We start from the raw sequence: 24,330 nt of genomic DNA, 5'->3' as shown, positions 1-24,330 counted from the left end.
CATACTCCTGCTGGCCATATTGTTGCGAGAAGCCGATGAGTGTATTTTCATTACCGCGGACATTAGTCAGCAAGTTCAAAAGCTGGCGTAATCATCGGCAACAACGTCTTACCCGGGACAAACAATTGAAGCTAATCACACGCTCGGGTTATTTTGATCCTGACTGGTATCTGAGTGTTTATCCTGATGTTGCCAGTGATAGTCACTGGCACCATAACCCGGCAGAGCATTACCTGCGCTTTGGCGCAGCAGAAAATCGCGACCCGGGGCCATGCTTTAGCAGCAGTGGTTATAAATTACTCCAGCCGTCAGCAGCTGAGATAACTAATCCGCTGCTGGATGCGATTAGCCGGTTTAGTGCTGCAGCTGTTAGTGCAAAAAACGGTGGGTCAGGTGATATGAGCCAGCTAACCCAGTTTGCCCAGGTGAGTGTTGACGGTGTTAACGAGCTAAATGCAGACTGGCCCTGGTTGCTAATCTGCGCCCATAGTAGTGGCCCGCAATTGTTTGGGGCCGAGCGCAGTTTGCTGGATGTGCTGCACGGCTTAAAACAGTTACCATGGAATTTATTAGTGGTGCTGCCGTCAGTTTGCTCAAAGCCCTATCTACAAAGCGTGCAAGACAACGCCACTAAAGTGGTGGTAATGCCTTACAGCTGGTGGCGTCAGGATAAGCCGGCTGAGCCGCGCACGGTGGCCTTATTTAAAGCGCTGATGGCCAACTATCCTTTTGCTGCCTGTTATTGTAATACGCTGGTATTAAATGAGCCTTTGCTGGCCGCCCAGGCGTTGGCGATCCCGACCATCGTGCATGTCCGTGAGCTGCCCGAGGCTGATAAAGATTTATGTCGACGCCTGGCCGCATCTCCGGCCCAGATTCGTCAACATATGCTTAGCTTGGCGGATTACTGTATTGCCAACTCGGCCAGTGTTGCCGCTTATATCAACGCACCAGAGCGAACCACAGTTATTGCCAATGCCGTGGATACCGATTTGTTCATTAGTTGCCAGCCAGCGCAGTTTGCTGATAACCAGCAACTGCGGATTGGCTTAATTAGCAGTAATCTACCGAAAAAAGGCCTGGCTGATTTTGGCGAACTGGCCAGGTTGCTGGCGGCTTATCGTGATCGGATTAAGTTATGCCTGATTGGGCCTGATAATGAATACACTGAACGGTTAAAGCAAGCATGTGCGCGCGGTGAGTTGCCCGATATTATTGAGTTTGCGGGCTATGTGCCAGACGTGATTACCGCACTACAGAATTTACATGTTGTTCTTAATCTGTCGCATTTCCAGGAATCGTTTGGCCGTACTGTGTTAGAGGCGATGGCTGCCGGCAGGGCGGTAATATGTTATGACTGGGGGGCATTAACCGAACTTGTTCAACACAACAGTACCGGGATCCTGGTGCCTTTTTCAAAGGTAGAGACGGTGGCTGAGGCGGTTATTAATCTGTATAACAGGCCCCAGCTTATTAACCAGTTTGGTGCTGCTGGCCAGAGCTATGTGAATGCACATTACAGTAAACCGCAATTGGCCGCGAGATTAGAGCAATTTTTTCAGATTTTTCAACAGGGTGAGAAACAGCTTGAGCCTTAATAACAGTGAGATACTGCAAGTTAAGCCGCAGATAGAGAATGCTAGTTTGCAAAGCCCGCAGCTGAGCCCTGAACAGATATGGCATGGCAGTGAACTGAGCCGGATTGTCATGCCGCTACCGGCAACATCTTGGCTGGCGATCACCGCGCAACTTGAATTACTTGATGGCCAGCCCGGTGTGCAGCTGGAGTTTAGTGGTGCTGAATCATCACTGGTTGGTTTGCCGATGTCGCTAAAGGGCGTGATTAATGAAGTTGTGGCGGTGCCAGCAGGCGCAACTGGTGTGGCGCTGCGGCCATTAACCACTGATGGGCGCTTTATTTTGCACGCCGTTACACTGCAACCGTTGTCAGAGCTTAAACGGCTGTGGCGAATGTGGCGCCGGGTGGCAATGTATTTTAAGCAGACAACTGCGGCTGAACGGGCCCGGGCAGCGATTACCCCTGGTTTATTTAAACACGGGGTGAGCGCTCTATATCAGCGTATTGGCCAGTTAAAAGCCAGTGCGCCAACGTTGCCATACCCGGAGTGGCTGGCGCGGTTTGATACCTTAACTGGCGCTAGTAAACAACAGCTGCTCAGGGCGTTAAAACAATGGCAAACGCCGACATCACTGGCGGTACTGATTTATCCCACTGCCAGCTGTAGCCAGGCGGATGTGCAACACTCTGTGCAGTCTGTTACCGCGTTGTACCAGCATAATCCAGTGCCGGCTTATGTGTTGCGAGAAGATAATACCGCAGAGATTGCCCGGCAACTGGCCAGCTATCAGCATGCGTTGCTGTTGCCGGCTGGTGTTACCCTGGCACAACATGCGCTGGGCTGGTTACTGGCCCCGCGGTTTCGGGGTTTTGCTGTCTGTTACTCAGACCATGATGTGCTTGATGCCGGCGGGCAACGTTGCCAGCCGCAGTTTAAACCGGACTGGAACCCTGAGCTTTGCCGCAGTGGTCATTATATTGGCGGGGCACTGCGTATAACGGTTGATAAGCTGCTGGCAGCGGGTTGGCTTGACCACGCAACTGCAGAGGGCAGCTATGGGTTGTTGCTGCGTATAGAAGCAACGCTAACGGCTGAGTCTACCGGCCATATTCCGGCGGTGTTGTATCACCAGCCCCAGACTACGGTGTTATTGCCCGACGCCCGCCTGCTACAGCAGCATTTTGCCAGTTTGCAGCTTAGCGCTGAGGTTAAGCAAAACCGTTGGGGGCAGTTGGACATTCATTACCAGCCAGCTGCACCTTTGCCACAGGTAAGTATTATTGTGCCAACCCGCAATATGCTGGCAGTATTGCAGCCTTGTATTGATAGCGTGATACAGCGTACTGATTACCCCGATTTTGAAGTGTTGATAGTCGACAATCAGAGCGATGACCCGGCAACGTTGGCATACATGCAGCAGATGGCGCAACATCCGGGGGTCAGGATATTGCGCTATGATGCGCCGTTTAACTATTCGGCGATTAATAATTTTGCGGTTGAACAAGCCCGCGGCGAGTTTATTTGCTTGTTGAATAACGATACTGAAGTGATACGACCCGACTGGCTAAGCCAGCTGGTCGGTCAGTTGCAACAGCCAGCAGTGGGGGCGGTTGGCGCCCGCTTATTGTTTGCTGATAATCGGGTGCAGCACGCCGGCGATGCGATAGGCGTGGGGGGCTGTGCCGGCCACATGCATTTTCGGCTGGCGGCTGAAGAGCCTGGTTATATGGCCCGGGCCGTGGTGTCACAGGATTTATCTGCAGTTACCGCCGCCTGTTTGTTAACGCCAAAAGCATTGTATTTGCAGCTGGGCGGGTTAAACGAGCAGGATTTAACCGTGGCCTTTAACGATGTCGATTATTGTTTAAAGGTGCGAGAGCAGGGCAAGCGGGTTATATATACGCCGTTGGCCGAGTTGTACCATTATGAGTCGGTGTCACGCGGCAAAGATGACAACCCGGTCAAGCAGCGCCGGGCGGCACAGGAAGCTGAGTATATGCGGCAGCGCTGGGCCGGTATTATGCAGGGTGACCCGTTTTATAACCCAAATTTGAATTCTAAAACGCCGGACTTCAGAATAAGTCCGGCACCGGAAGTTACTAAACCATGGCAGAGTTGAGCGTTACCCGGATATTAGTAGTAGAAGAGCGAACGAATCCTTCTACCGATTTTTTTGTGGCACCGGAACTGGTCGCGTTGGGCGGGCCGGTTGAATACTTTAATTTTGTTAATCCACCAAAATTAGCCACAGGTGAGCAAGTGGTGCTGGTATTTGTGCGCTACGTGTCAAAAATTTGGTTACGCTGGGTACAGCAACACCGCTCGCAAATCAGCAAGATCAGTTATTTTATGGATGATGACTTGTTTGATCTGGCCGCGTTCAAGGGCTTGCCGTGGCGGTATCAGTATAAACTGACCCGGCTGGCATTTAGCCGGCGCCAGTGGTTAAAAGCCGTCGGGGCTGAGCTGTGGGTGTCGACCCCTTATTTGCAGGCAAAATATCAGCAATGGCAGCCCCGCCTGGTGCAAGCCTGCTCGCCAGCACAAAGCACCGAACAATTAACCATGTTTTATCATGGCTCGGCTTCGCACCGCCTGGAGATTGCCTGGCTGTACCCGGTTGTAGCAGAAATACTGCAGCTGTTGCCACAGGTCAGTTTTGAGATTATTGGTGGTAGCGAAGTTAATAAACGCTATCGCATGTTAGACAGGGTACATGTATTGCACCCGATGAGCTGGCCAAGTTATCAGGCGCTGCTGGCCAGGGGCGGGCGTGATATTGGCCTGGCACCACTGCTGGCAGGTAATTTTAATAACGCCCGGGCGTATACCAAATTTTTTGACATTAGCCGGGCTGGTGGTGTCGGCTTGTATACCGAAGATAGTATTTACAGTGAGGTGGTGACCGATCAAACCACCGGTTTGTTACTACCCAATAAACCAGATAGTTGGGTGGCAGCGGTGCAAATGCTGGTGAATGAACCGGACAAGCGGTTAGCGATGCAGCGGGCAGCGGCAGAGAAATGCGAACATATCCGGGCACTGACATGTCAGAGCTGATTAACCGGCTGAATACTGATACGGTGCTGGTTACCCAGTCGCTGGCGCTGGCCCGTTTACCAGGCTTAACGGCATTACTGGCTAACGCACCAATCACTCTGTGTCGTTATCGCTGGCAGCAACCGGCAGCGAACGGTCATGCTGTGCTGGTATGGGGCCAGAAACCCTCGGCCCGCAAAGGTGAACAGTTAGCAGCAGAGCATCAGCTGCCGTTGCTAAGGCTTGAAGACGGCTTTTTACGTTCAGTTGGCCTGGGAGCAGATTGTCCGCCTTATTCAATAGTGCTGGACGATGTGGGTATTTACTACGATGCGCGCTCGCCATCGCGTTTAGAGTCGTTAATAGCCCAACCATTAACCGCAGCGCAACAGCAACGGGCTGAACAATTCGCCGGTAGCTGGCGCCAGGCAAGGGTTTCCAAGTACAACCACAGTAAGGAACATGCTGTGCCGGCAGAACCTTATGTGTTGGTGGTGGATCAGACTTTTGGTGATGCCTCTATTGAGTATGGTTTGGCGTCAAGCACCAGTTTTCAGCAAATGCTGCAAAGTGCGCTTGAGCGCTACCCGCAGCATCAGGTTATTCTGAAAATCCACCCCGATGTGTTTGCCGGCAAAAAGCAGGGACATTTTTCTGCAGAGCAGTTGCAACACCCCAGAATACAGGTACTGACTGAAGATATTCATGCGCCGGCACTACTGGAAAAAGCGTCGGCCGTTTTTTGTGTTACGTCGCAAATGGGCTTTGAAGCCCTGTTGTGGCAAAAACCGGTATATACCTTTGGCATGCCGTTTTATGCAGGATGGGGCCTGACGAACGATGCCCTCACGGCGCCGGCTCGGCGCCAGCCTGTGAGTTTTACCCAGCTGGTTTATGCGGCAATGCTGGCCTATCCGCGCTATCTGGATCCTGAAACCGGCCAGCGTTGTGAAGCGGAGCAACTGCTCAGCTGGCTCGGTTTGCAACGTCAGCAACGAAACCGCTTTGTTCAGCCCTTATGGTTGCAGCGGCCACCTTACTGGAAAACACAAGCGTTTAAGCGTTTTTTTCAGGGCAGCGACGTAAAAATTGTACCCAGAAAGCAAGCAATACCAGAGGGTTGCTGGCAGCTGGTGTGGGGTGCTAAAGCGGGTGACAAGCTGATCCGGGTGGAAGATGGTTTTATCCGATCCGTTGGCCTGGGCGCTGACTTAACGCAACCGGCTTCCTGGGTGGTAGATGAAACAGGCATGTATTATGACGCCAGAACGCCGTCAAAATTAGAACAGCTGCTGGCGACACATTCGTTTACTGTTTCAGAACGGCAGCGCGCTGCCCAGTTGATTGGCCGGCTGCTGGCGTTAAAAGTAACGAAATACAATGTTGGCAGCAGAAGCTGGCGGCGGCCGGACGCTGACCGCGTGATATTGGTGCCCGGTCAGGTAGAAAGCGATGCGTCTATTCGGTATGGCTCACCAGTCATTAAATCTAACCTGGCATTGTTGCAACAGGTCAGAGCGGCGAACCCGGCTGCATATATTGTTTATAAACCGCACCCTGATGTCCAGGCTGGTCTGCGCCTGGCGGGTGAAGCTGATGGTGGCGCAGCCGCCCAATATTGCAATGAAGTGCTTGGCAATGAAGATATGGCCCACTTGTTAAGTCAGGTTGATGAGGTGCATACGTTGACCTCACTTACCGGTTTTGAAGCGTTGCTGCGTGGGGTAGCCGTAACTTGCTACGGCCAGCCGTTTTACGCAGGGTGGGGCCTGACGACTGATATTTACCCGAACGAGCGCAGGCAGCGTAAATTAGCGCTAAGCGAACTGGTAGCTGCCACCTTGTTGTTATACCCAACTTATATAAGCACCAGTACAGGTTGCTTTACCACGCCGGAACGGGTGATCACAGAGCTGGAGCAACAGCGCAGCCAACATCGGCGACCTGGCATTAAGCGTCAGCTGATGCGTCTTCTGCAGCGCTATTGGCGATTTTAAATAAAAAGGGTCAGAGTGAATAATTTAATGGGTCGGAGTGAATAATTTAGCGGTGACTAGCTTACTGCGTAAGCCGTGACGAGTTCGCTACGCGAACGGTGACTAGCTCGCATAGCGAGCGGTCACCAGGCCCTGGGGGCCGGTTACTGCTGCCTGCGGCAGCTCGTTACCAGCGACGAAGTCGCGAGTCACCGGCGGCTTTGCCGCCTCGTCACCTGCAGCGCAGCCGCGCGGCATATCTTATACCAAACCATTCCTTGAACCTTCACCCCGCTCAGCGGTATATTTCTGCCGCTGCAGCCGTCTACACCGCTGCTTTAACTTGCCACTGCCGGTGGTATATCGTTAGCTAATATCTGGTACTGCAATGACTATTTCTGTAAGCTATGGCAACGAATCAACAGGAGTGATTTATGCAAACGCCTTTGCAAAACCCTATGCAAAACTCTATGCAAACTAAAGGGATGACCCACCTTAAGGCTCTGGAAAACGAGTCTATTCAGATTTTCCGCGAAGTAGCTGCCGAGTTTGATAACCCGGTAATGCTCTATTCGGTTGGTAAAGATTCGTCTGTGCTGCTGCATCTGGCGCGTAAGGCGTTTTACCCGGGCAAAATTCCGTTTCCGCTGCTGCATGTTGATACCACCTGGAAATTCAAGGAAATGATTGCCTTTCGTGACAAGGTGGCTAGCGAGCTCGAGCTTGATTTGCTGGTGCATATTAACCCGGAAGGGCTGGCGATGAATGTGGGCCCGTTCAGTCATGGCAGCGCTAAACATACCGATATTATGAAAACCCAGAGCCTGAAGCAGGCGCTGGACAAATATAAGTTTGATGCGGCTTTTGGTGGCGCCCGGCGTGATGAAGAAAAGTCGCGGGCGAAAGAGCGGGTCTATTCGTTTCGGGATAAACACCATCGCTGGGACCCGAAAAACCAGCGGCCGGAGCTGTGGAATATATATAACGGCCGGGTGGATAAAGGCGAGAGTATCCGGGTGTTCCCGCTGTCGAACTGGACTGAGCTGGATATCTGGCAATATATCTATTTAGAAAATATCGACATTCCCGATTTGTACTTTGCTAAAGCGCGGCCGGTGGTCGAGCGCGATGGCACTCTGATTATGGTTGATGATGAGCGGATGCCATTAAACGATGGCGAGACTCCAATGCTGAAGCAAGTGCGCTTCCGCACCCTTGGCTGCTACCCGTTAACCGGCGCAGTGGAGTCAACTGCTGCGACCTTACCGGAAATTATTCAGGAAATGCTGCTGACCAAAACGTCAGAGCGGCAGGGCCGGGTGATAGACCACGATAGCAGTGGCTCGATGGAAAAGAAAAAGATGGAGGGTTATTTCTGATGAGCCACGCATCCGCCTTAATTGAACAAGATATTTTAGCCTACTTAAACCAACACGAGAACAAACAGCTGCTGCGCTTTATTACCTGCGGTAGTGTTGATGATGGGAAAAGTACCTTAATTGGCCGCTTATTGCACGACAGTAAAATGATTTTTGAAGACCAACTGGCGGCGATTACCGAAGACAGCAAAAAGTCGGGTACGCAGGGCAGCCGGGTAGATTTAGCGCTACTGGTTGACGGCCTGCAGTCAGAGCGCGAGCAGGGCATTACTATCGATGTTGCCTATCGTTATTTCTCAACTGATAAGCGTAAATTTATTATTGCCGATACCCCGGGCCATGAGCAGTACACCCGTAATATGGCGACCGGTGCCTCGACTTGTGATGTGGCGATTATTCTGGTCGATGCGCGCAAAGGCGTGCAAACCCAAACCCGCCGTCATAGTTTTATTTGTAGTTTGCTCGGTATTAAACATGTGATTGTAGCCATTAATAAAATGGATTTAGTCGATTACTCACAGGCGCGCTACAAAGAAATTCAGGAAGAATATTTAACCCTGGCCGGATCGCTAGATATTCCGGATATCCGTTTTGTGCCGATTTCGGCGCTGGAAGGCGATAACGTGGTTAACCCCAGCGAAAAACTGAGCTGGTTCCGCGGTTCAACCTTAATGCAATATCTGGAAACCATGGAAATCAGTGCCTCGGCCGACAGCCCGGAGTTTCGCTTCCCGGTGCAATTGGTCAGCCGGCCGAACTCTGACTTTCGCGGCTTTGCCGGCACTATTGCCGCGGGTAGTGTGGCGGTAGGCGATACTATTCGGGTGTTACCCGCCGGCACGATTTCGACAGTGAAATCAATTGTCACGTTTGATGGCGAGCTTAATGAGGCGCATGCGCCGCAGGCTGTCACTCTTACTCTGAATGACGAGATTGATATCAGCCGCGGCAATATGCTGGTGAAAAAAGATGTGCTGGCGCACGTGTCATCACGGCTGCGGGCTAAGTTGATTTGGATGCATGAGCAGCCAATGAAAACCGAGCGCGATTACTACTTTAAGTTTGCCTGCAAACTGGTAAGTGGCGAAGTAGCAAAGCTACACCACCGGATTGATGTCAACACCTTGGAAGAGCGCGATGCGCAAAACCTGGGCTTGAATGAAATAGGTCTGGTGGATATTAACCTGACCGAAGCAGTGGCTTTTGATGCTTATTTAAAAAATAAGCAAACCGGCGCCTTTATTGTGATTGACCGCTTAAGCAACCTGACGGTGGCGGCTGGCATGGTCGATGCGGCATTGGTTGCCCAGACTGAACCTCAGCCTGAGCAGGAAATAACCGGTTTAAGCAGCTTTGAGCTGGAGTTTATTCAGCTGCTGCGTAAGCACTTTCCGGAATTGTCGCAAAAAGGCCGTAAATGAGCCTTTCGGCCCTTGTGCTGATAGCGTTGTTAGTGCTGCTGGTGGCCGCACTGGTGCGCTATTCAGCGCATTCGGCCGGTATTTTCGCGGCGATGTTGCTGGCTTTGCTGGCGCTGGGCTTTATTGATAGTGCGGTGTTACTGCGTAACGCGGCTAACCCTGGCCTGGCCACGCTGGTGTTGCTGGTGCTTATTTCGTTTTCGCTGGAAAAAACCAGTTTGCTCAGGCGCTTATCGCGCTTTTTATTTACCCGCTCGGTGCCTGGTTCTATCTGGCGCACTATTGGTTTTTCGGCGCTGGCGTCGTCGGTATTAAATAATACTGCTGTAGTCGCCGCCATGCTAAATGCGGTGCGGGCCAATAAAAAAGTGGCGCCAACCAAGTTACTTATTCCACTGTCTTATGCCGCCATTATGGGCGGCACCCTGACCTTAATTGGCACTTCTACCAACTTAATTGTAAATTCCATGCTGGTAGAGGCAGGGGAGAACGGTTTCGCCTTTTTCGATTTTACCTTAATTGGCCTGGGCGTGCTGGCCGGCGGTAGTCTGGTGTTGTTTATTATGAGTTACGCCCTGCCAGATGAGAAAACCCAAGACGTCGTTATTACCGAATACCTGCTGGAAGCGAAACTAAATGCCGACTCGCCCCTGATCGGCCAGAGTGTGGAGCAAGCAGGGCTGCGCCATTTAGATGAGCTGTTTTTAACCGAGATTGTGCGCGAGCGCGAAGTGATCCGGCCGGTGGCCCGTTATGATGTGCTGAAAGCCGGCGATAAACTGATTTTTACCGGCAATGTGCATAAAGTTAATGTGCTGAAGCAGTTTGCTGGTATTAGTTTGTTTGCCGATGAAAATGGCCTGGCCACCCAGAACCTGACTGAAGTCATTATTAAAGAAGAGTCGGTGCTAACCGGTAAAACCCTGAAAAGCTCTGGCTTTCGGGCCAGGTTTGATGCAGCCGTGGTGGCAGTGCGGCGTGAGGGTGAGCGGGTAAATGGTAAGCTGGGTGAAATTGAATTAAAAGCCGGTGATTTTTTGCTACTGGCGACCGGTCCCGACTTTGCCAGCCGGCATAATATCAGTAAGAACTTTTACCTGTTATCGGGAATTGAACCAGAGCATATGCTCAGCGGTTGGCGCGAGCGTTTAACCTGGTGGGGCTTTGTGGCAATGATTGCCGGCACGGTGCTGACCGGTACTTCGTTGTTGCTGGCTGCTATTTATTTACTGGCAGCACTGCTGTTTAGTGGTTGTTTAACCCTTAACGAGATTAAGCGGCGCTTTCCGGTTGAGATTTGGCTGATTGTCACCAGCGCGCTATGTATCGCCAGCGCCATGAGCCATACTGGTCTGGCGCAGAGTATCAGCGACTTTGCTGGTAGTGCCTTAGCGGGCCAGGCGCCGATGGTCACCTTTATTGGTATATTCCTTGTAACCTATCTGCTAACTGAAATTATTACCAATAACGCCGCCGCGGCATTAATGTTTCCGGTGGCGTATAGTCTGGCTAAAGGCATGGGCGTGGACATTATGCCAATGGTAATGGGGGTGGCCTTTGCCGCATCAGCCAGCTTTGTGACGCCCTATGGCTATCAGACAAACTTAATGGTATTTAATGCCAGCAGCTATAAACTTAAACATTTTTTAATCGTCGGTGGCCCGGTGGCGCTGACCTATGTGGTGCTGAGTGTGCTGCTGATCCCGCTGATTTTTCCATTTTAAAATTTTTTCCTTTTTAAGATTATTATTTTAAGGGTCAGGTACAGCAGATGAGCAACCTCTGATACAACGATGAACATCTCGATAGATGCAACAATGCAAACAATGATGGATTTGAAGATGAGCAAAAATATTGTCTGGCATAATGCCGCAGTCAGCCATAATGAACGCCGGGCCCGCAATGGCCACCAACCCTGTTTACTGTGGTACACCGGTTTGTCAGGCTCAGGCAAGTCGACCATTGCCAATGCAGTAGACCGGCTACTGTTTGACTTAGGTTGCCACACTTATTTACTGGATGGCGATAATGTACGGCATGGCCTGAATAACGATTTAGGCTTTGATGATGCCTCGCGGGTGGAGAATATCCGCCGCATTACCGAAGTCAGCCGGCTGATGCTGGATGCCGGGTTAATTGTCGGCACCGCGTTTATTTCACCTTTTATTGCCGATCGTGCTCAGGCCAAAGCGCTGGCGGGTGATGCCTTTATTGAAGTGTTTGTCGATACGCCGTTAAGTGTTTGCGAGCAGCGCGATCCGAAAGGCTTGTATAAGAAAGCCCGCGCCGGTGACATTGCCCATTTTACCGGCATCAGCTCGCCTTATGAAGCGCCGGCCTCACCAGATATTCATTTGCAAACGGCAGACTTAAGTATTGAACAGGCTGCCAGACAGGTTGTGGCTTTTTTGCAACAGCGTGGAGTAGTGTGTTGATTTCGGTACGGCTGGATTAATGGATAACTGTGACTAACAATAAAAAGGAATAACCGTTGCTTAGAGTGTTAGATATTGTCCTGTCACTTGCAGGGATATTGCTGCTATGGCCATTACTGTTGGTGTTGTTGATTTTAGGCTGGTTCGATACGAAGTCCCCGGTATTTTGTCAGCAACGGGTTGGCCGTTATCAACAGCCGTTTATTTTGATTAAGCTGCGAACAATGCACGTGAATACAGCATCGGTGGCAACGCATTTGGCATCGGGCGCATCGGTAACCCGGCTTGGTGGTTTTTTAAGAAAAACTAAGTTAGATGAACTGCCGCAATTGTGGAATGTGCTAGTGGGTGAAATGAGCCTGGTTGGCCCCAGACCTTGTTTATACAGTCAAACTGAATTAATTGCTGCAAGGCAACAGTTGGGCGTTCTAAATGTGCGACCAGGGATAACTGGGTTAGCGCAAATTCAAGGAATTGATATGTCAACTCCTCAGCTTTTGGCACAGACGGATGCAACAATGTTAAACACTTTAACTGTAAAAAATTACTGCAAGTATTTATTGATGACAGTAATGGGTAAGGGCAAAGGTGATAAAATTAACTATCATTAAGCGTTTGTTCAGACACTGGCGGTAAATTATGAGGTTGATCGATGTTTGCCTGAGAGGTAAATGCCGTTTGGCAACGTGGGTGATTTATACCGTTAATTCAGCTAAACTTAACGTCTTTTTTTTATTCGGAGTGCGATATGCTTGAGTGGTTACTCAGCTTGCCTCGTTCAATTAAACGGTTAGTGTCAGTTTTTGCCGATATTTGTTTTTTGCTGGTCTCTATTTTTGCTGCCTTTTATCTTACTCAGGAGGCGGGCTCGCGCAGTGATGTTGGTCATATAGCTATTGCTTTTGCAATTACCCTGCCTATTACCCTGTTTATTTTTATTAAGCTTGGCTTATACCGAGCGGTTATTCGCTATATTGGTCAGCATGCGTTGGGTGCGGTCCTGACTGGTATAGTAAGTAGTGCTTTTATTCTGGCATTATTATTTTCTGTACTTGGGATCGCTGATAAAGGCAATTTAATTTTTGTTTATGCAGTGCTGGCGCTTATTAGTGCTGGTGGTTTGCGTTTGCTTGCCAGAATGTTTCTGGTGCAACGCAATAACAGCCGAAAAGAGCGGGTATTAATCTACGGCGCCGGCTCTTCCGGTCGTCAATTAGCGCAGGCATTGATGAACGGTGAGCAGTATCACCCGGTCGCGTTCGTTGATGATGATACTACTTTACAGCGTTCTACCATTTTGGGAATTCCTGTTGGCAGCCCGGGACAGGTTGGCCTGATCATAAAAACGTATAGTATCAATCGTATTCTGTTGGCGTTGCCGTCAGTGTGTCGCTCCAGACGCCGTGAAGTACTTGATGCGTTAGAAGATTTGCCAATTCCGGTTCAGTCTATTCCCGGTATGAGTGATTTAGTTGATGGTGCTATGCGCATTGACGAACTGCAGGATGTGAAGATAGAAGATTTGTTGGGACGTGATCCGGTTGAGCCGAAATTAAAACTTATGCATGCCAATATCCAGGGTAAAGTAGTGATGGTTACTGGTGCAGGTGGCTCTATTGGCGCAGAACTTTGCCGGCAGATTATTCACTATGAACCTAAGATTTTAGTGTTGTTCGAACAATCAGAGTATTCGTTGTATAACATTGAACAGGAACTGCTGGAAATCATTGAAAAGGATCAGCTAGAGGTAGAAGTAAAAGCGGTAATGGGTACGGTGCAACGGCAGAATCGCTTGCAAAGTGTGATGGAAAGTTTTGCCGTCAATACCGTTTACCATGCGGCTGCCTATAAACATGTGCCCCTGGTAGAATATAATGTTGCAGAGGGTGTGCGAAATAATGTTTTTGGTACCTGGTACACGGCTGAAGCTGCCATTGCTGCTGGCGTTGGTACCTTTGTATTAGTATCGACCGACAAGGCGGTACGGCCGACCAATGTAATGGGCGCATCGAAGCGTCTCGCCGAACTGGTATTGCAATCATTAGCGCAACGGCAGACAGCTACTCGATTTTGTATGGTTCGCTTTGGTAACGTGTTGGGATCCAGTGGTTCAGTGGTGCCTTTGTTTCGTGAGCAAATCCGGCGGGGCGGTCCGGTAACTGTTACTCATAGCGAAATTATCCGTTATTTTATGACGATCCCTGAAGCGGCTCAGCTGGTGATACAGGCTGGCGCCATGGCTCAGGGCGGCGACGTGTTTGTACTGGATATGGGCGAACCGGTTAAAATTGCCGATCTTGCTAAGCGAATGATTCACCTGATGGGCTTAGAGGTAAAAGATGATGTCCACCCAACAGGGGATATAGAAATTCGCTATATCGGCTTGAGGCCTGGTGAGAAGCTATACGAAGAACTGCTGATTGGCGAAAATGTTCGCCAGACAGCTCATCCAAGAATTATGTCTACTGATGAAACCTGTCTTAGCTGGGCAGAGATGTTAGGCGTGTTGCAAAAACTTGAACTGCTTTGTGATGAATTTGCGGTAGAAGAAATATTGGATTTAATGCGAGCAGTGCCAACCGGTTTTACCTATAGTTATGCCAATAGTGATTTGGTGGTAAGTGCTGCGTGCACCTTAAATCAGACAGCAGCGACAACAAACAGAAAACTGATATCGTTGGATGAGAACAGAGTAAAAAAGCAAACAGCATGATCAACAGATTCAGGTTAAGTTAGTGTTCAGCGCCAGCAAAATATAGTTGAGTATAACGGTTGTTTGGTTTATGCTGCGAGCATCTGGAATTTTTATTTGTTAATTGAGGGACAGAATATGAAAAAATTAGTAATCGCTGCTATGGCCTTGGCTTTATCTGCTGGTGTTAACGCTCAGGATAGTGCTAATGCAGGTGGTGCAGGTGCGTCTGGTTTTGGTGGTTTAACTGTAGCAAGTTTGACAGCCTTGGGTGTTTCCGCTGCTGTTGCTGCTGCCATTATTTCAAACAACTCTGGTGTAACTTTGCCGCCGGAGCAGGAATTTGAGCTGGTATGTAACGAAGGTGATGCAGCGCCGGTTGATGGTGTTTGTACTACTGTAGGTAGCACTGTTACCGTGACTGGAACTGGCACTGGTACAGCAACAACTACCATTACCGTACCGGTTACCAGCACGTATCCGGCAATTGTTCAACCAGTGAACTAAAATGTAAGTTTTCAGAAGCCGCCTTCAGGCGGCTTTTTTGTTTTTGTGGCTATTTTTTTAAAGGTTTGTCAGATGGTGCTTTTAAAAAAGCTTGTGTTGCTACTTTGCCTTGGTTCCCTCATGTCGTGTTCTGGTACATACCATTCGTACGCGGATATGCTTAAGTTAGCGTTTAGCAAAACGCCTGATGTGCAACTACCGTATTCTTTTTTTTCTGAAGCAGAACATGATTACTTATATGTAAAGCAGGGAGAACAGGCACAGGTTGCTATGGCGTTGATGTTTATTGAACAGGGCCAGTTTAAGTGGGTGTCGGCAGATCGGGTAGTGTTGGTTACTGAACAGGGTAGGATTGTCCGCACTGTTGGCTTGAAAAACGACTTGTTGCATTTGACTAACACCGCTAGTGACCCTTTAAAAAAGCAATTAAGTTCAACGTCCACTACAAGCTGGAGCCGGATTGCTGACTGGCAGCAACATGAATATGGTTATCCATTACGTTCGACCTTTCAGTACGGCCCGGTTGAAACGCTGCAGTTTTTTGGCCAGCCACTGGATGTAGTGCCGCTAATTGAGAATATACAATATGCCGCCGATGCAAACTTCGTCCGGTTTGACGATAAATGGCAGAACCGGTTCTGGCTGGATGCAAAAACCGGTGTGGTATTGAAAAGTGTGCAAACGCTGGTTCCCGGCGCTGAAGCTTTTGAAATGATTTTTATCAGTGAAGTTGTGCGACAGCTTCGTCGGGCGGGTGTTGATGTGGCGGCTGATGCAGTATGAGAATTTTTAAGATAATACTTACGACCGGTTTGTTGCTTGTCGGGCAGGCTGAGGCTGTTACCCTTGCTGATGCTACTCAGAGTGCTGCTGTTAGAGTTGAGATTAATAACACTACTTACCCATTCGACACTAAACCCAGGCTGGCAACTGTGCTGGCTCCTGTTGCTTTACAACAAAACTGGTATTGGCCGGGATCAAGACTCTACCGGCTAAATAGTAGTGAGCCAGAACAGCTTCGAACATTGGTTTTGCAACAAATAGAAGATTTAAAGCAATCAGCGAAACCCGCATTGCAGTCAGAACTTGCTGCAGTGCAGTTGCAGATTAAGAGTTGGCAGCTGGCGAAACGAATACTGATCCCCATCGATTATGATCTGGCCAGAGCCCAAGCACCTTTCAACCCGCTATTTGATGCGGGTGATTACAAGCTGCAATTGGTGGAGCGGCCTGACCAGGTGCTCTTTTGGGGAGCGATACCTGCACCAGTTACTTTACCCCACAAGGGAGCTGTGGCAGTAGGTGATTATTTGTCTGATATTGCTCGCACTACATCTGCTGATAAATCAACAGTATTTGTTATTAATCCTGATGGCAGCATGCTGGAGGTCGGTGTCGGGGCATGGAATTGGCAGCATACTGAGGTTATGCCTGGTGGCCAGGTATTTATTCCTTTTGCAAGCAGTTGGTTTAGCGCTGATATGAAACAATTGAACGAAAACTTGCTGGCTCTGGCTTTACATCGGGTAGAACAATGAAATTAACAGGTTGTATTGTAAGTTGTAGCTTAATTGCGTTGGTTTTCACTTTTACCGGGGTATCAGCTTCGCAGGATGAGTCTGAATTTAACTGGCAGCAATCGCCCAGCAGAGTGACTCAGACTGCGCATGGCGGCGTTGGCTTAATTCAAACGCCGACTGCCCGGATGCATGCTGAAGGCGCCATGACAGCAAATTACACTGATAATGAAGAGTATCGCTTGTGGTCGCTTAATATTCAGTTATTTGACTGGATGGAAGCAACAGCACGTTACACCGATGTCCGTACCCGGTTATACAGCAGCTCTCCAGGTTTCAGTGGTGATCAAACACTGAAAGACAAAGGGATTGATGTCAAATTCCGACTGCTACAGGAAAGCCGTTATTTGCCTCAGGTGGCATTAGGTTTTCGTGATTTTGGCGGCACAGGATTCTTTGAAAGCGAATTTATTGCGCTAAGCAAACGCTGGCAGAATGTTGATTTTCACTTGGGGATGGGCTGGGGCTACTTAGGAACAGCGGGTAACACCATTAACCCATTCTGTGAGTTACAGGACACCTTTTGTGACCGCCCCAGAGGTTTCAGTGGCCGGGGCGGAAAAATTGATTATCAGCGTTTTTTTAAAGGTCCCGCATCAATTTTTGGTGGTATTGAATACCAGACACCCTGGCAGCCATTAACGCTGAAATTAGAATATGAGGGTAATGACTACTCTGTCGACCGTGCCGGCGAGCTGGAGCAGGATAGCAGATGGAATATTGGCGCAGTATACCGGTGGCGGGACTTTAGTTTTGATGTTAATTACCAGCGTGGCAATACCCTGGGTTTTGGTATTCATTATCAGCTGGATCTTAACAGTACCGATCAGCCGAAAATAAAACCGGCTATGCTACCTGTGGCGTCACCGCGAGGTCAAATTGACAATTTTACCGATATGAATGTTGTATTACGACAGTTATTGTCCAATGCGGGATTCTTTTTAAAAACATCGCGGATGACCGATGATGAGTTTATTCTATATGGCCATCAGCTTTACTACCGTAACGATGACGAAGCTACTGAACGTTTAGCCCGGGTGGTTCTGAGCCAGTTACCCTCGCATATTAAACGAATTCGGGTTATTGAGTATAATGGCAATCTGGCGTTAGTTGAGAAGGTGATCGATGTCGATGCCATGGTTAAAGCGGCGGCCTATGAGACGCTCCAGCCTGATGTCAGGTCCAGTTATGTTCGCCGGGCGCCAGACCATGCTAGTCTGACAGCCTCAGATTTACCTTACGACACGGGCTTTTACAATGGTATGGAAGTGTTCTGGGTGCAGTCTTTTGGTAACCCGGAAAGTTTCTATATGTATCAGGGGGGCCTATTTCTGGGAGGTGGCTACCGCTTTACTGAAAATTTCAGTGTTAATGCTACTGGTAAATTGACGTTGCTGGAAAACTTCGACAAGTTTAACTTTAAAGTTGATGCAATGGATACGCCGTTACCCCGGGTACGGACCTATGTGCGGGAATATGTAACCCGCAGTAAATTCAGCATGGAAAATGCGTATGGCCACTGGCAAAAACAGATGGGTGACAACTGGTTTGCTCAGGCTTATGGTGGTTACCTGGAAACCATGTTTGGCGGGGTAGGCACAGAAGTATTGTACCGGCCGGTGGATAGCAATTTTGCCTTTGGTTTTGATTTGAACTATGTCAGGCAACGCTCATACGAAAACGACCTGGACTTTTTTGATTATAAAGCCCTGACTGGCCATATTAACCTGTACTGGCAGCCGGAGTTTTTACCCGATAGCCGTTTGACCTTTAATATTGGCCAGTTTCTGGCGAAAGATAAGGGGGTAAATATTGATTTTGCCAAGCGCTTTGACAGTGGCATTATTATCGGTGCCTATGCGGCAATTACCAATGTATCGTCAGAGGACTATGGTGAAGGCAGTTTTACCAAAGGCTTTTATTTGTCGCTGCCGTTTGATTTGTTTGCGGTGAAACCAGCGAAAGGCCGGGGCCGTTTACCCTGGGTGCCCATTGCCCGCGATGGTGGCCAGCCCCTGAACCGGCCAATTAAGCTGATAGATATGACTGAGCCCCGTTCTGGGTTTTATGATTAAGCCGCAGCGCGGTAATTGATGAACATACAGCAGCGCCGGTGATTTTACTGGCGCTGATCCACTATGCTGCGCTGATAATAGTATTACGACCCGCTGCCTTGGCCTGATACAGCGCCTGGTCGGCTTTACTGAGTAGCTGTTTGGCGCTGGTATTTTTATCGGCGATAACAGTGTAACAGCCTATGCTGGCGGTCAGATAACGGGCGACATCGGATTGGCTATGCTGAATTTGCAGTGCTTTAATGTGTTGTTGTACCCGCTCAGCGACTTCCAGACAAGCGTCGGTATCACAGCCTGGCAGAATAAGGGCAAATTCTTCGCCACCATAGCGCGCGGCCACTTCACCCTGGCGACGGGCTTCTTTGCGAAGCGCTGTGGCAACCTGTTGCAGCGCCTCATCACCGGCCTGATGACCATAATGGTCGTTGAAGGGTTTAAATAAGTCGATATCCAGCAATATCAAGCTCAGCGGTAACTTGCTGCGGGCGCTACGCTGCAGCTCTTCCAGCAGCTTTTCATCGAAATGCCGACGATTTGCCAGGCCGGTAAGGCCATCCTGATTAGCTTGCTTTTGCAGCTCCTGATTGGCGGCCAGCAACTCCTGCTGAATTTGTTGTAACGAGATCCGGTAATTAACATTCTGAATACTGTTGGCAATCATCTCACCAACCAGTTTAATCCGGCGTAAGTCGTTGCTGGTCCAGTTGCGCTGGCGGGCGACCATATCACAGCCGACAAAACCAATCAGCTGCTGGCCGGCCAGCATAGCGATACATAATACAGAGCGGATATCTTCGTTATTAAATTCTTGCTGTTCATTCGTTGCTTCCGGCGGCAGCTGGCTGACGTCGGCGACAGCAAAAATATGATCGTGCTGAATTTTTTCAAAGAAATACGGTAACGCATGGTCCGGAATGTGCTGCAGGTTATCTTTATGGGCGCTGACACCGTCGCGCACCCACTCATGAGTATTACTCATTTCGGTTAAGTCAGCATTAAACTGAAACAGATAGCTACGATCGGCATGGCAAAATTCACCGAGCGCTGCCAGGGCGTCTTCGACATGCTGGTCGAGCGCGTCACTGCTGACATTGATTAGCTCTGTAGAAATAAGCGACATTAATTTATCGAATGCCAGGGCTTCCTCTAATTCGGCGATATCGGTAGTCGTGGTTTTTGCAGATGATTGGATAGCTGCGCTGTCAGCTGTCTGCTGTAACGGGCAGAGGGTGACGATAATGGTATTGCCAAGACTGAATTGTAATTTGATTAGCTGGCTCTGCAACATATAAGGTGCGGTAGTGCCTTTATTATCGAGCAAGACCTGCTGGCTAACTTCAGTACCTCCTAACGCCATCAGTAACGGATTATTTAATAAACTAATTTTTTGCTGTTGCTGATCCAGCAGCCGTATCTCAGACAGTTGCGGCAGGCTCAACGGCTTATGCGGCGCAATGTTGCCCAGCAATGCACGTGCCGCGGCATTGGCAAATATATCTGCCTTAGCGCTCTCTTTGTAAAGCAACGCTACCGGCAGTTGTTCGAGGATGGCCCAAAAATGGGGGTAAGGGTCAGAGTTGTCAGCCATAAATCACTATATCTGTTTTTTCTAACTATAACGGATTGAGCGTTTAAGGCAACTTTGCCAACAGACGAACAGGGTTTACGCCTGTTGCCAGACTAACTGTTTAAAATGCTGGCGACACATGGAGACATAGCTTTCATTACCACCAATTTGTACCTGGCTGCCGGCAGTGGCGGCGTTACCATTGGCGTCCAGCCGCACCACAAAGTTCGCTTTGCGGCCACAATGGCAGATGGTTTTTAACTCGATTAATTTATCGGCCCAGGCCAGCAGGGCTTCGCTGCCAGCAAAGGTTTCGCCCAGAAAGTCGGTGCGCAGGCCAAACGCCAGTACCGGTATATTCAGCTCATCGACAATATCGGTAAGCTGGCGCACCTGCGTTTTGCTAAGAAACTGCGCTTCATCAATCAGCACGCAGTCCAGCCTGCCTTCAGCTTTAAGCTGCTGCACATGCGAACTAAAGTTAAACTGCGGGTCAAAGATATGGGCGTCCATCGCCAGGCCAATCCGCGAGCTGACTTTACCCAGCCCAAAGCGGTTATCCAGCGCGGCGGTGTATATGGCAACGGTCATGCCCCGTTCCTGATAGTTATAGGCACTTTGCAACAAGGAAGTAGATTTACCGGCATTCATTGCCGAGTAATAGAAATAGAGTTGGGCCATTGGCCAGGCTCCTGAAAATAACCCTGAAAATTGACGGCTAAGAATAGCGAAAGCAAGCATAACTGTAAACGCTGGCTGCCGGCGATTGGCTTTGACGGCGCTAACAGGCATACTTTGCCGGTGACTTTATTAAGTGTATAACCGCTAATTAACTAACAAACAGGAAAATCTGATGGAAAAATTGATGTTACTGCCGGTGTTTGCCCAGGTATTGCTAACCAGCATAGTGATGATTTTAATGGGACGGCGGCGGATTAAGGCGGCGAAAACCAAAGAAATAAATATGAGCGCCTTTCGGACCATGGATTTAACGGGAGCTAACGAGCAAGTGATTGCCACCAGCCGCAATTTTGATAATCAGTTTCAGATGCCGATGCTATTTATTTTCAGTGTGCTGTTCTGCTTACAGTTTGGCCTGGCTGATTTAACTTTTCTGGTTATGAGTACGGTATTTGTCGCGTTGCGTTACTGGCATGCCATTATTCATACCGGTAGTAACAATGTGCGGTTGCGTTTTCGGGTGTTTTTGCTTGGCTGCCTGGTGTTATGGCTTATTTGGATTCGCTTGCTGGTGCTGGCGTTTATTTAAGCTGGTATACCCTGATGCATCGGATAAGCTTGTTCGGGCGTATAGCTTACTGTACAAATAATAAACCGATAGCGGGGTGATCTGATGCCAAGGTTTTTGACACAGTTATTGCTACTGGCTTTTGCAGCCATGGTTGTATTGCCAGCGACGGCACAGCCAACCAGATTAATAGTTGCCACTGATCTGCAGTACAGTGCAGTTAACCAGCCGTCAGCTCCAGCTGTTCAGCGCCAGTTCGCCAGCAAATATGCCAGCCGGGTTGAGGCTGTCGGGGTATCTGGGAAGCAGCATGCAGTATCTGGCTTGCTGCGGGTTACGTTGGATGACGGGGCAACGCTGGCGCAGGCGCTGGCGTATTATCGCCGCCTGCCCGGGGTTCGCTTCGTCGAGCCTGACTACCCGCTGCACAAGCAGCAAATTCCAAACGATCCGCAGTTCAGCCAGCAATGGCACCTGAGCCAGCTGCAAGGCATTAATGCGCCGCAATTCTGGCAGCAAACAACCGGCGATCCGCAGTTAGTGGTTGCGGTAATTGATACCGGGGTGAGCTACCAGCACCCGGATTTGCAGGCCAACTTATGGCGCAACCCACAGGAAAGCGCCAATGGTCTGGATGATGACGGTAACGGGTACGTTGATGATATTTTCGGCATTGACAGTGCAAACAACACCAGTGATCCGTTAGATGAAGACGGTCACGGTACCCAGATAAGCGGCATTATTGGCGCGGCAACCAATAATGGCCTGGGCGTTGCCGGGGTTAACTGGCAGTTGCAGGTGCTTAACTGTAAGTTTCTGGATGAGACCGGCAGTGGTTTTGTCAGTGACGCCATTGCGTGCCTGGATTATGTAACAGACTTAAAACAGAATAGTGGCGTTAATATTATTGCCAGCAATAACTCCTGGGGTGGGCCCGGTCAGTCGCAGGCATTGTATGAGGCCATTAAACGTCAGCAAGATGCCGGTATTTTATTTATTGCCAGTGCCGGCAATAGTGGCAACCAGAGCCCGCTTTATCCGGCGGCGTACGATTTAGCTAACATTATTAGTGTCGCGGCGCACGATCAGCAGCAAACTAAAGCATCATTCAGTAACTATGGCCGGGACTGGGTGGATGTCACTGCCCCTGGTGTTGCCATTCTGACCACTGATTTAGCGGACAGCTACCGGGCGGTAGCGGGTACGTCAATGGCTGCACCGGTGGTAACGGGTCTGGTTGCGCTGGTAAAGGCGGCAGAGCCGGGGCTGGATTGGCGAGCACTGCGGGCCAGATTGTTGCTTAGTGGTAAAGTCAGCGATGATCCGTTGATCAGAGACCATACCCTGAGCGGTAAATTGCTGCTGGCCAGTCGCAGCGAAGCCAGTCCGGCGGCTGATAGCGGTGTGCTGACGTGTCAGCCAGCTGCTGCGCGGCGTATTTCACCTGCACCTGACACGGTGTATCTGCTACCCGGTAGTACTCTGGATATTAAGGTGCTAAGCATTGATTGCAATGGTAACAGTTTGTTGCCGGCGGTAACCGATAGCCAGAGCGGCGAGCAGATCGCGCTGACTGAGACTGCTGATAATCCGGATGGCATTTTCAGCGGCCAGTGGTTGTTTAGCGGCCAGGCTACCGAACTGCAGTTCGCCGACTCGGTAGTGAGGGTGCTGCCACGCAATGACAACTTTTGCGCCGAACATAGCAACCTTGATGTTCCGCAAAACCAATGTAACGCGCTGGTGCAACTATATTACGATACCCTGGGTCAGAGCTGGCTGAATAACCAGGGCTGGCTGGACCCGGATACCGCCGTCTGTGACTGGGGGGGCGTCACGTGCAGTAATGGCCAGATAACCGCCCTCGATTTGAGTAATAACAACCTGAGCGGTGAATTGCCGGCGGCATTAAGCGCCCTGAGCGAATTAACCGAGCTGGACTTAAGCTTTAACAGCCTGAGCGGAAGTTTCCCTGAGGTTCTACTGCAACTGACGACTTTGCAACGTTTAAGCCTCTGGCAAAACGGCTTTTCCGGCGTTATTCCCGCTACCATCAGTGAGCTTGGCGGCTTGCGCCAGCTTGACCTGTCTTTTAATAATTTCAGCGGTGGCTTGCCAGCCAGCATTGGCCAGTTAACGGGTTTGCAGCGGTTGTTTGTTGAGTCTAATCAGCTTGCCGGCGCACTGCCGGCAGCACTGGCTGAACTGACTAATTTACAGGTACTGTGGTTGGCTGATAACAATTTTAGTGGTACCTTGCCGCAGAATTTTATTGAACTGGCCCGTTTAACGGCTTTTAGTTACCAGAATACTGAGTTGTGCCCGCCCCGCAATCTGGCGTTTTCCAGCTGGCTGGCGGCTATTGCCACGCTGGAGCGCAACACCAATTGCGCCAACAGCAGCCCGCAGGTAACGACGCCCGGGAGTATTTCGGCGAACAGCGGCAGCACAGTACAATTGCAGGCCACGGCAACGGACAGCGATAATGATTTTTTACGTTATCGCTGGCAGCAACTTTCCGGTCCGACGGTGACATTAAGCAATGCGACCAGTCTGACGGCCAGTTTTACCGCGCCAACAGTCAGCAGCAGTAGCAGCCTGGTGTTTAGCTTTACTGCTGATGATGGTGTCAGCCAAAGCAGCAGTAACACCACGGTGCAAATAAACCCTGCAGGTAGTAGCGGCGGTGGTGGTACTGGCGATGACGGCAGCCAGGGTAGTGGTGGCAGCTTAAGTTTTGCTGTACTACTGCTTTTGTTAGGCGCCAGAGCCCGGGTAGGCTGGCGAGGTGCCGGAGGCGGCCGGTATAAACAATTTTGAGGTGATTTTGATT

The 24,330-nt window shown here is 49.9% G+C and carries 18 protein-coding genes; 16 read left to right on the top strand and 2 right to left on the bottom strand.

The annotated features are described in order from the left end of the window. The first annotated feature begins 35 nt into the window (after positions 1-35). The 14 genes from KG631_RS12230 to KG631_RS12165 all read left to right on the top strand — a co-directional run bounded on the left by KG631_RS12230 (position 36) and on the right by KG631_RS12165 (position 18,681). Positions 36-1,598, top strand: coding sequence for a glycosyltransferase family 4 protein (locus tag KG631_RS12230; protein ID WP_213999994.1), 1,563 nt, complete (start codon positions 36-38; stop codon positions 1,596-1,598). After that, positions 1,588-3,699, top strand: coding sequence for a glycosyltransferase family 2 protein (locus tag KG631_RS12225; protein WP_213999993.1), 2,112 nt, complete (start codon positions 1,588-1,590; stop codon positions 3,697-3,699). The genes KG631_RS12230 and KG631_RS12225 overlap by 11 nt, the downstream gene beginning before the upstream one ends. Beyond that, a complete protein-coding gene (locus tag KG631_RS12220) occupies positions 3,687-4,640 on the top strand; it encodes a glycosyltransferase family 1 protein (RefSeq protein WP_213999992.1) in 954 nt (317 codons plus the stop codon). Before KG631_RS12225 ends, KG631_RS12220 begins: the two co-directional genes overlap by 13 nt. Next, positions 4,604-6,616 carry a capsular polysaccharide biosynthesis protein gene (locus tag KG631_RS12215; protein WP_213999991.1) on the top strand — a complete coding sequence of 671 codons (2,013 nt, stop codon included), beginning with the start codon at positions 4,604-4,606 and terminating at the stop codon, positions 6,614-6,616. The genes KG631_RS12220 and KG631_RS12215 overlap by 37 nt, the downstream gene beginning before the upstream one ends. Positions 6,617-7,065: 449 nt before the next feature. After that, positions 7,066-7,974, top strand: coding sequence for a sulfate adenylyltransferase subunit CysD (cysD, locus tag KG631_RS12210; RefSeq protein ID WP_214000379.1), 909 nt, complete (start codon positions 7,066-7,068; stop codon positions 7,972-7,974). Beyond that, positions 7,974-9,395 carry a sulfate adenylyltransferase subunit CysN gene (gene cysN, locus KG631_RS12205; protein ID WP_213999990.1) on the top strand — a complete coding sequence of 474 codons (1,422 nt, stop codon included), beginning with the start codon at positions 7,974-7,976 and terminating at the stop codon, positions 9,393-9,395. Before cysD ends, cysN begins: the two co-directional genes overlap by 1 nt. Next, the gene (locus tag KG631_RS12200) at positions 9,392-11,119 is read left to right on the top strand and encodes an SLC13 family permease (protein WP_213999989.1); all 1,728 of its coding nucleotides are present in this window, start codon (positions 9,392-9,394) and stop codon (positions 11,117-11,119) included. The genes cysN and KG631_RS12200 overlap by 4 nt, the downstream gene beginning before the upstream one ends. A gap of 117 nt (positions 11,120-11,236) precedes the next feature. Beyond that, positions 11,237-11,830 (top strand): adenylyl-sulfate kinase, encoded by a 594-nt coding sequence (gene cysC / locus KG631_RS12195; RefSeq protein WP_213999988.1) that lies wholly within the window; start codon positions 11,237-11,239, stop codon positions 11,828-11,830. A 56-nt stretch (positions 11,831-11,886) separates the two neighbouring features. Next, positions 11,887-12,441, top strand: coding sequence for a sugar transferase (locus KG631_RS12190; RefSeq protein ID WP_213999987.1), 555 nt, complete (start codon positions 11,887-11,889; stop codon positions 12,439-12,441). A gap of 137 nt (positions 12,442-12,578) precedes the next feature. Continuing rightward, the gene (locus KG631_RS12185; RefSeq protein WP_213999986.1) at positions 12,579-14,543 is read left to right on the top strand and encodes a nucleoside-diphosphate sugar epimerase/dehydratase; all 1,965 of its coding nucleotides are present in this window, start codon (positions 12,579-12,581) and stop codon (positions 14,541-14,543) included. 63 nt (positions 14,544-14,606) lie between these two features. Then, the gene (locus KG631_RS12180; RefSeq protein ID WP_301003788.1) at positions 14,607-15,029 is read left to right on the top strand and encodes a hypothetical protein; all 423 of its coding nucleotides are present in this window, start codon (positions 14,607-14,609) and stop codon (positions 15,027-15,029) included. A gap of 156 nt (positions 15,030-15,185) precedes the next feature. Further along, the gene (locus tag KG631_RS12175; RefSeq protein ID WP_301003787.1) at positions 15,186-15,812 is read left to right on the top strand and encodes a YjbF family lipoprotein; all 627 of its coding nucleotides are present in this window, start codon (positions 15,186-15,188) and stop codon (positions 15,810-15,812) included. Beyond that, complete coding sequence (locus KG631_RS12170) at positions 15,809-16,567, top strand: capsule biosynthesis GfcC family protein (RefSeq protein WP_213999984.1); 759 nt, start codon at positions 15,809-15,811, stop codon at positions 16,565-16,567. The genes KG631_RS12175 and KG631_RS12170 overlap by 4 nt, the downstream gene beginning before the upstream one ends. Then, on the top strand, positions 16,564-18,681 hold the full coding sequence (locus tag KG631_RS12165) for a YjbH domain-containing protein (RefSeq protein ID WP_213999983.1): 2,118 nt from the start codon (positions 16,564-16,566) through the stop codon (positions 18,679-18,681). The genes KG631_RS12170 and KG631_RS12165 overlap by 4 nt, the downstream gene beginning before the upstream one ends. Before the next feature lie 61 nt (positions 18,682-18,742). Here KG631_RS12165 and KG631_RS12160 read toward each other — a convergent pair whose 3' ends face one another. After that, positions 18,743-20,269 carry a diguanylate cyclase gene (locus tag KG631_RS12160; RefSeq protein ID WP_213999982.1) on the bottom strand — a complete coding sequence of 509 codons (1,527 nt, stop codon included), beginning with the start codon at positions 20,267-20,269 and terminating at the stop codon, positions 18,743-18,745. A 75-nt stretch (positions 20,270-20,344) separates the two neighbouring features. Beyond that, complete coding sequence (locus tag KG631_RS12155) at positions 20,345-20,929, bottom strand: thymidine kinase (RefSeq protein WP_213999981.1); 585 nt, start codon at positions 20,927-20,929, stop codon at positions 20,345-20,347. Between the two features lie 172 nt (positions 20,930-21,101). Between KG631_RS12155 and KG631_RS12150 the strand changes: the two genes are divergently transcribed. Further along, positions 21,102-21,518, top strand: a complete 417-nt coding sequence (locus tag KG631_RS12150) for an MAPEG family protein (protein ID WP_213999980.1) — start codon at positions 21,102-21,104, stop codon at positions 21,516-21,518. An 84-nt stretch (positions 21,519-21,602) separates the two neighbouring features. Continuing rightward, positions 21,603-24,317, top strand: a complete 2,715-nt coding sequence (locus KG631_RS12145; protein WP_213999979.1) for a S8 family serine peptidase — start codon at positions 21,603-21,605, stop codon at positions 24,315-24,317. The last annotated feature ends 13 nt before the right edge of the window (positions 24,318-24,330 follow it).

This window comes from Arsukibacterium sp. (assembly GCF_018402695.1).
Taxonomy (GTDB): domain Bacteria; phylum Pseudomonadota; class Gammaproteobacteria; order Enterobacterales; family Alteromonadaceae; genus Alishewanella.
The sequence above is the reverse complement of the archived record's forward strand: the minus strand, read 5'-3'. Positions and strand labels throughout refer to the sequence as shown.

Bases quoted from the DNA above. Each gene is read 5' to 3' on its own strand.
- KG631_RS12200 (WP_213999989.1), top strand. From the start codon at position 9,392: ATGAGCCTTTCGGCCCTTGTGCTGATAGCGTTGTTAGTGCTGCTGGTG.
- KG631_RS12175 (WP_301003787.1), top strand. From the start codon at position 15,186: ATGCTTAAGTTAGCGTTTAGCAAAACGCCTGATGTGCAACTACCGTAT.
- cysC (WP_213999988.1), top strand. From the start codon at position 11,237: ATGAGCAAAAATATTGTCTGGCATAATGCCGCAGTCAGCCATAATGAA.
- KG631_RS12170 (WP_213999984.1), top strand. From the start codon at position 15,809: ATGAGAATTTTTAAGATAATACTTACGACCGGTTTGTTGCTTGTCGGG.
- KG631_RS12150 (WP_213999980.1), top strand. From the start codon at position 21,102: ATGGAAAAATTGATGTTACTGCCGGTGTTTGCCCAGGTATTGCTAACC.
- KG631_RS12220 (WP_213999992.1), top strand. From the start codon at position 3,687: ATGGCAGAGTTGAGCGTTACCCGGATATTAGTAGTAGAAGAGCGAACG.
- KG631_RS12230 (WP_213999994.1), top strand. From the start codon at position 36: ATGAGTGTATTTTCATTACCGCGGACATTAGTCAGCAAGTTCAAAAGC.
- KG631_RS12165 (WP_213999983.1), top strand. From the start codon at position 16,564: ATGAAATTAACAGGTTGTATTGTAAGTTGTAGCTTAATTGCGTTGGTT.
- KG631_RS12160 (WP_213999982.1), bottom strand. From the start codon at position 20,269: ATGGCTGACAACTCTGACCCTTACCCCCATTTTTGGGCCATCCTCGAA.
- cysD (WP_214000379.1), top strand. From the start codon at position 7,066: ATGCAAACTAAAGGGATGACCCACCTTAAGGCTCTGGAAAACGAGTCT.
- KG631_RS12145 (WP_213999979.1), top strand. From the start codon at position 21,603: ATGCCAAGGTTTTTGACACAGTTATTGCTACTGGCTTTTGCAGCCATG.
- KG631_RS12215 (WP_213999991.1), top strand. From the start codon at position 4,604: ATGCGAACATATCCGGGCACTGACATGTCAGAGCTGATTAACCGGCTG.
- KG631_RS12185 (WP_213999986.1), top strand. From the start codon at position 12,579: ATGCTTGAGTGGTTACTCAGCTTGCCTCGTTCAATTAAACGGTTAGTG.
- cysN (WP_213999990.1), top strand. From the start codon at position 7,974: ATGAGCCACGCATCCGCCTTAATTGAACAAGATATTTTAGCCTACTTA.
- KG631_RS12155 (WP_213999981.1), bottom strand. From the start codon at position 20,929: ATGGCCCAACTCTATTTCTATTACTCGGCAATGAATGCCGGTAAATCT.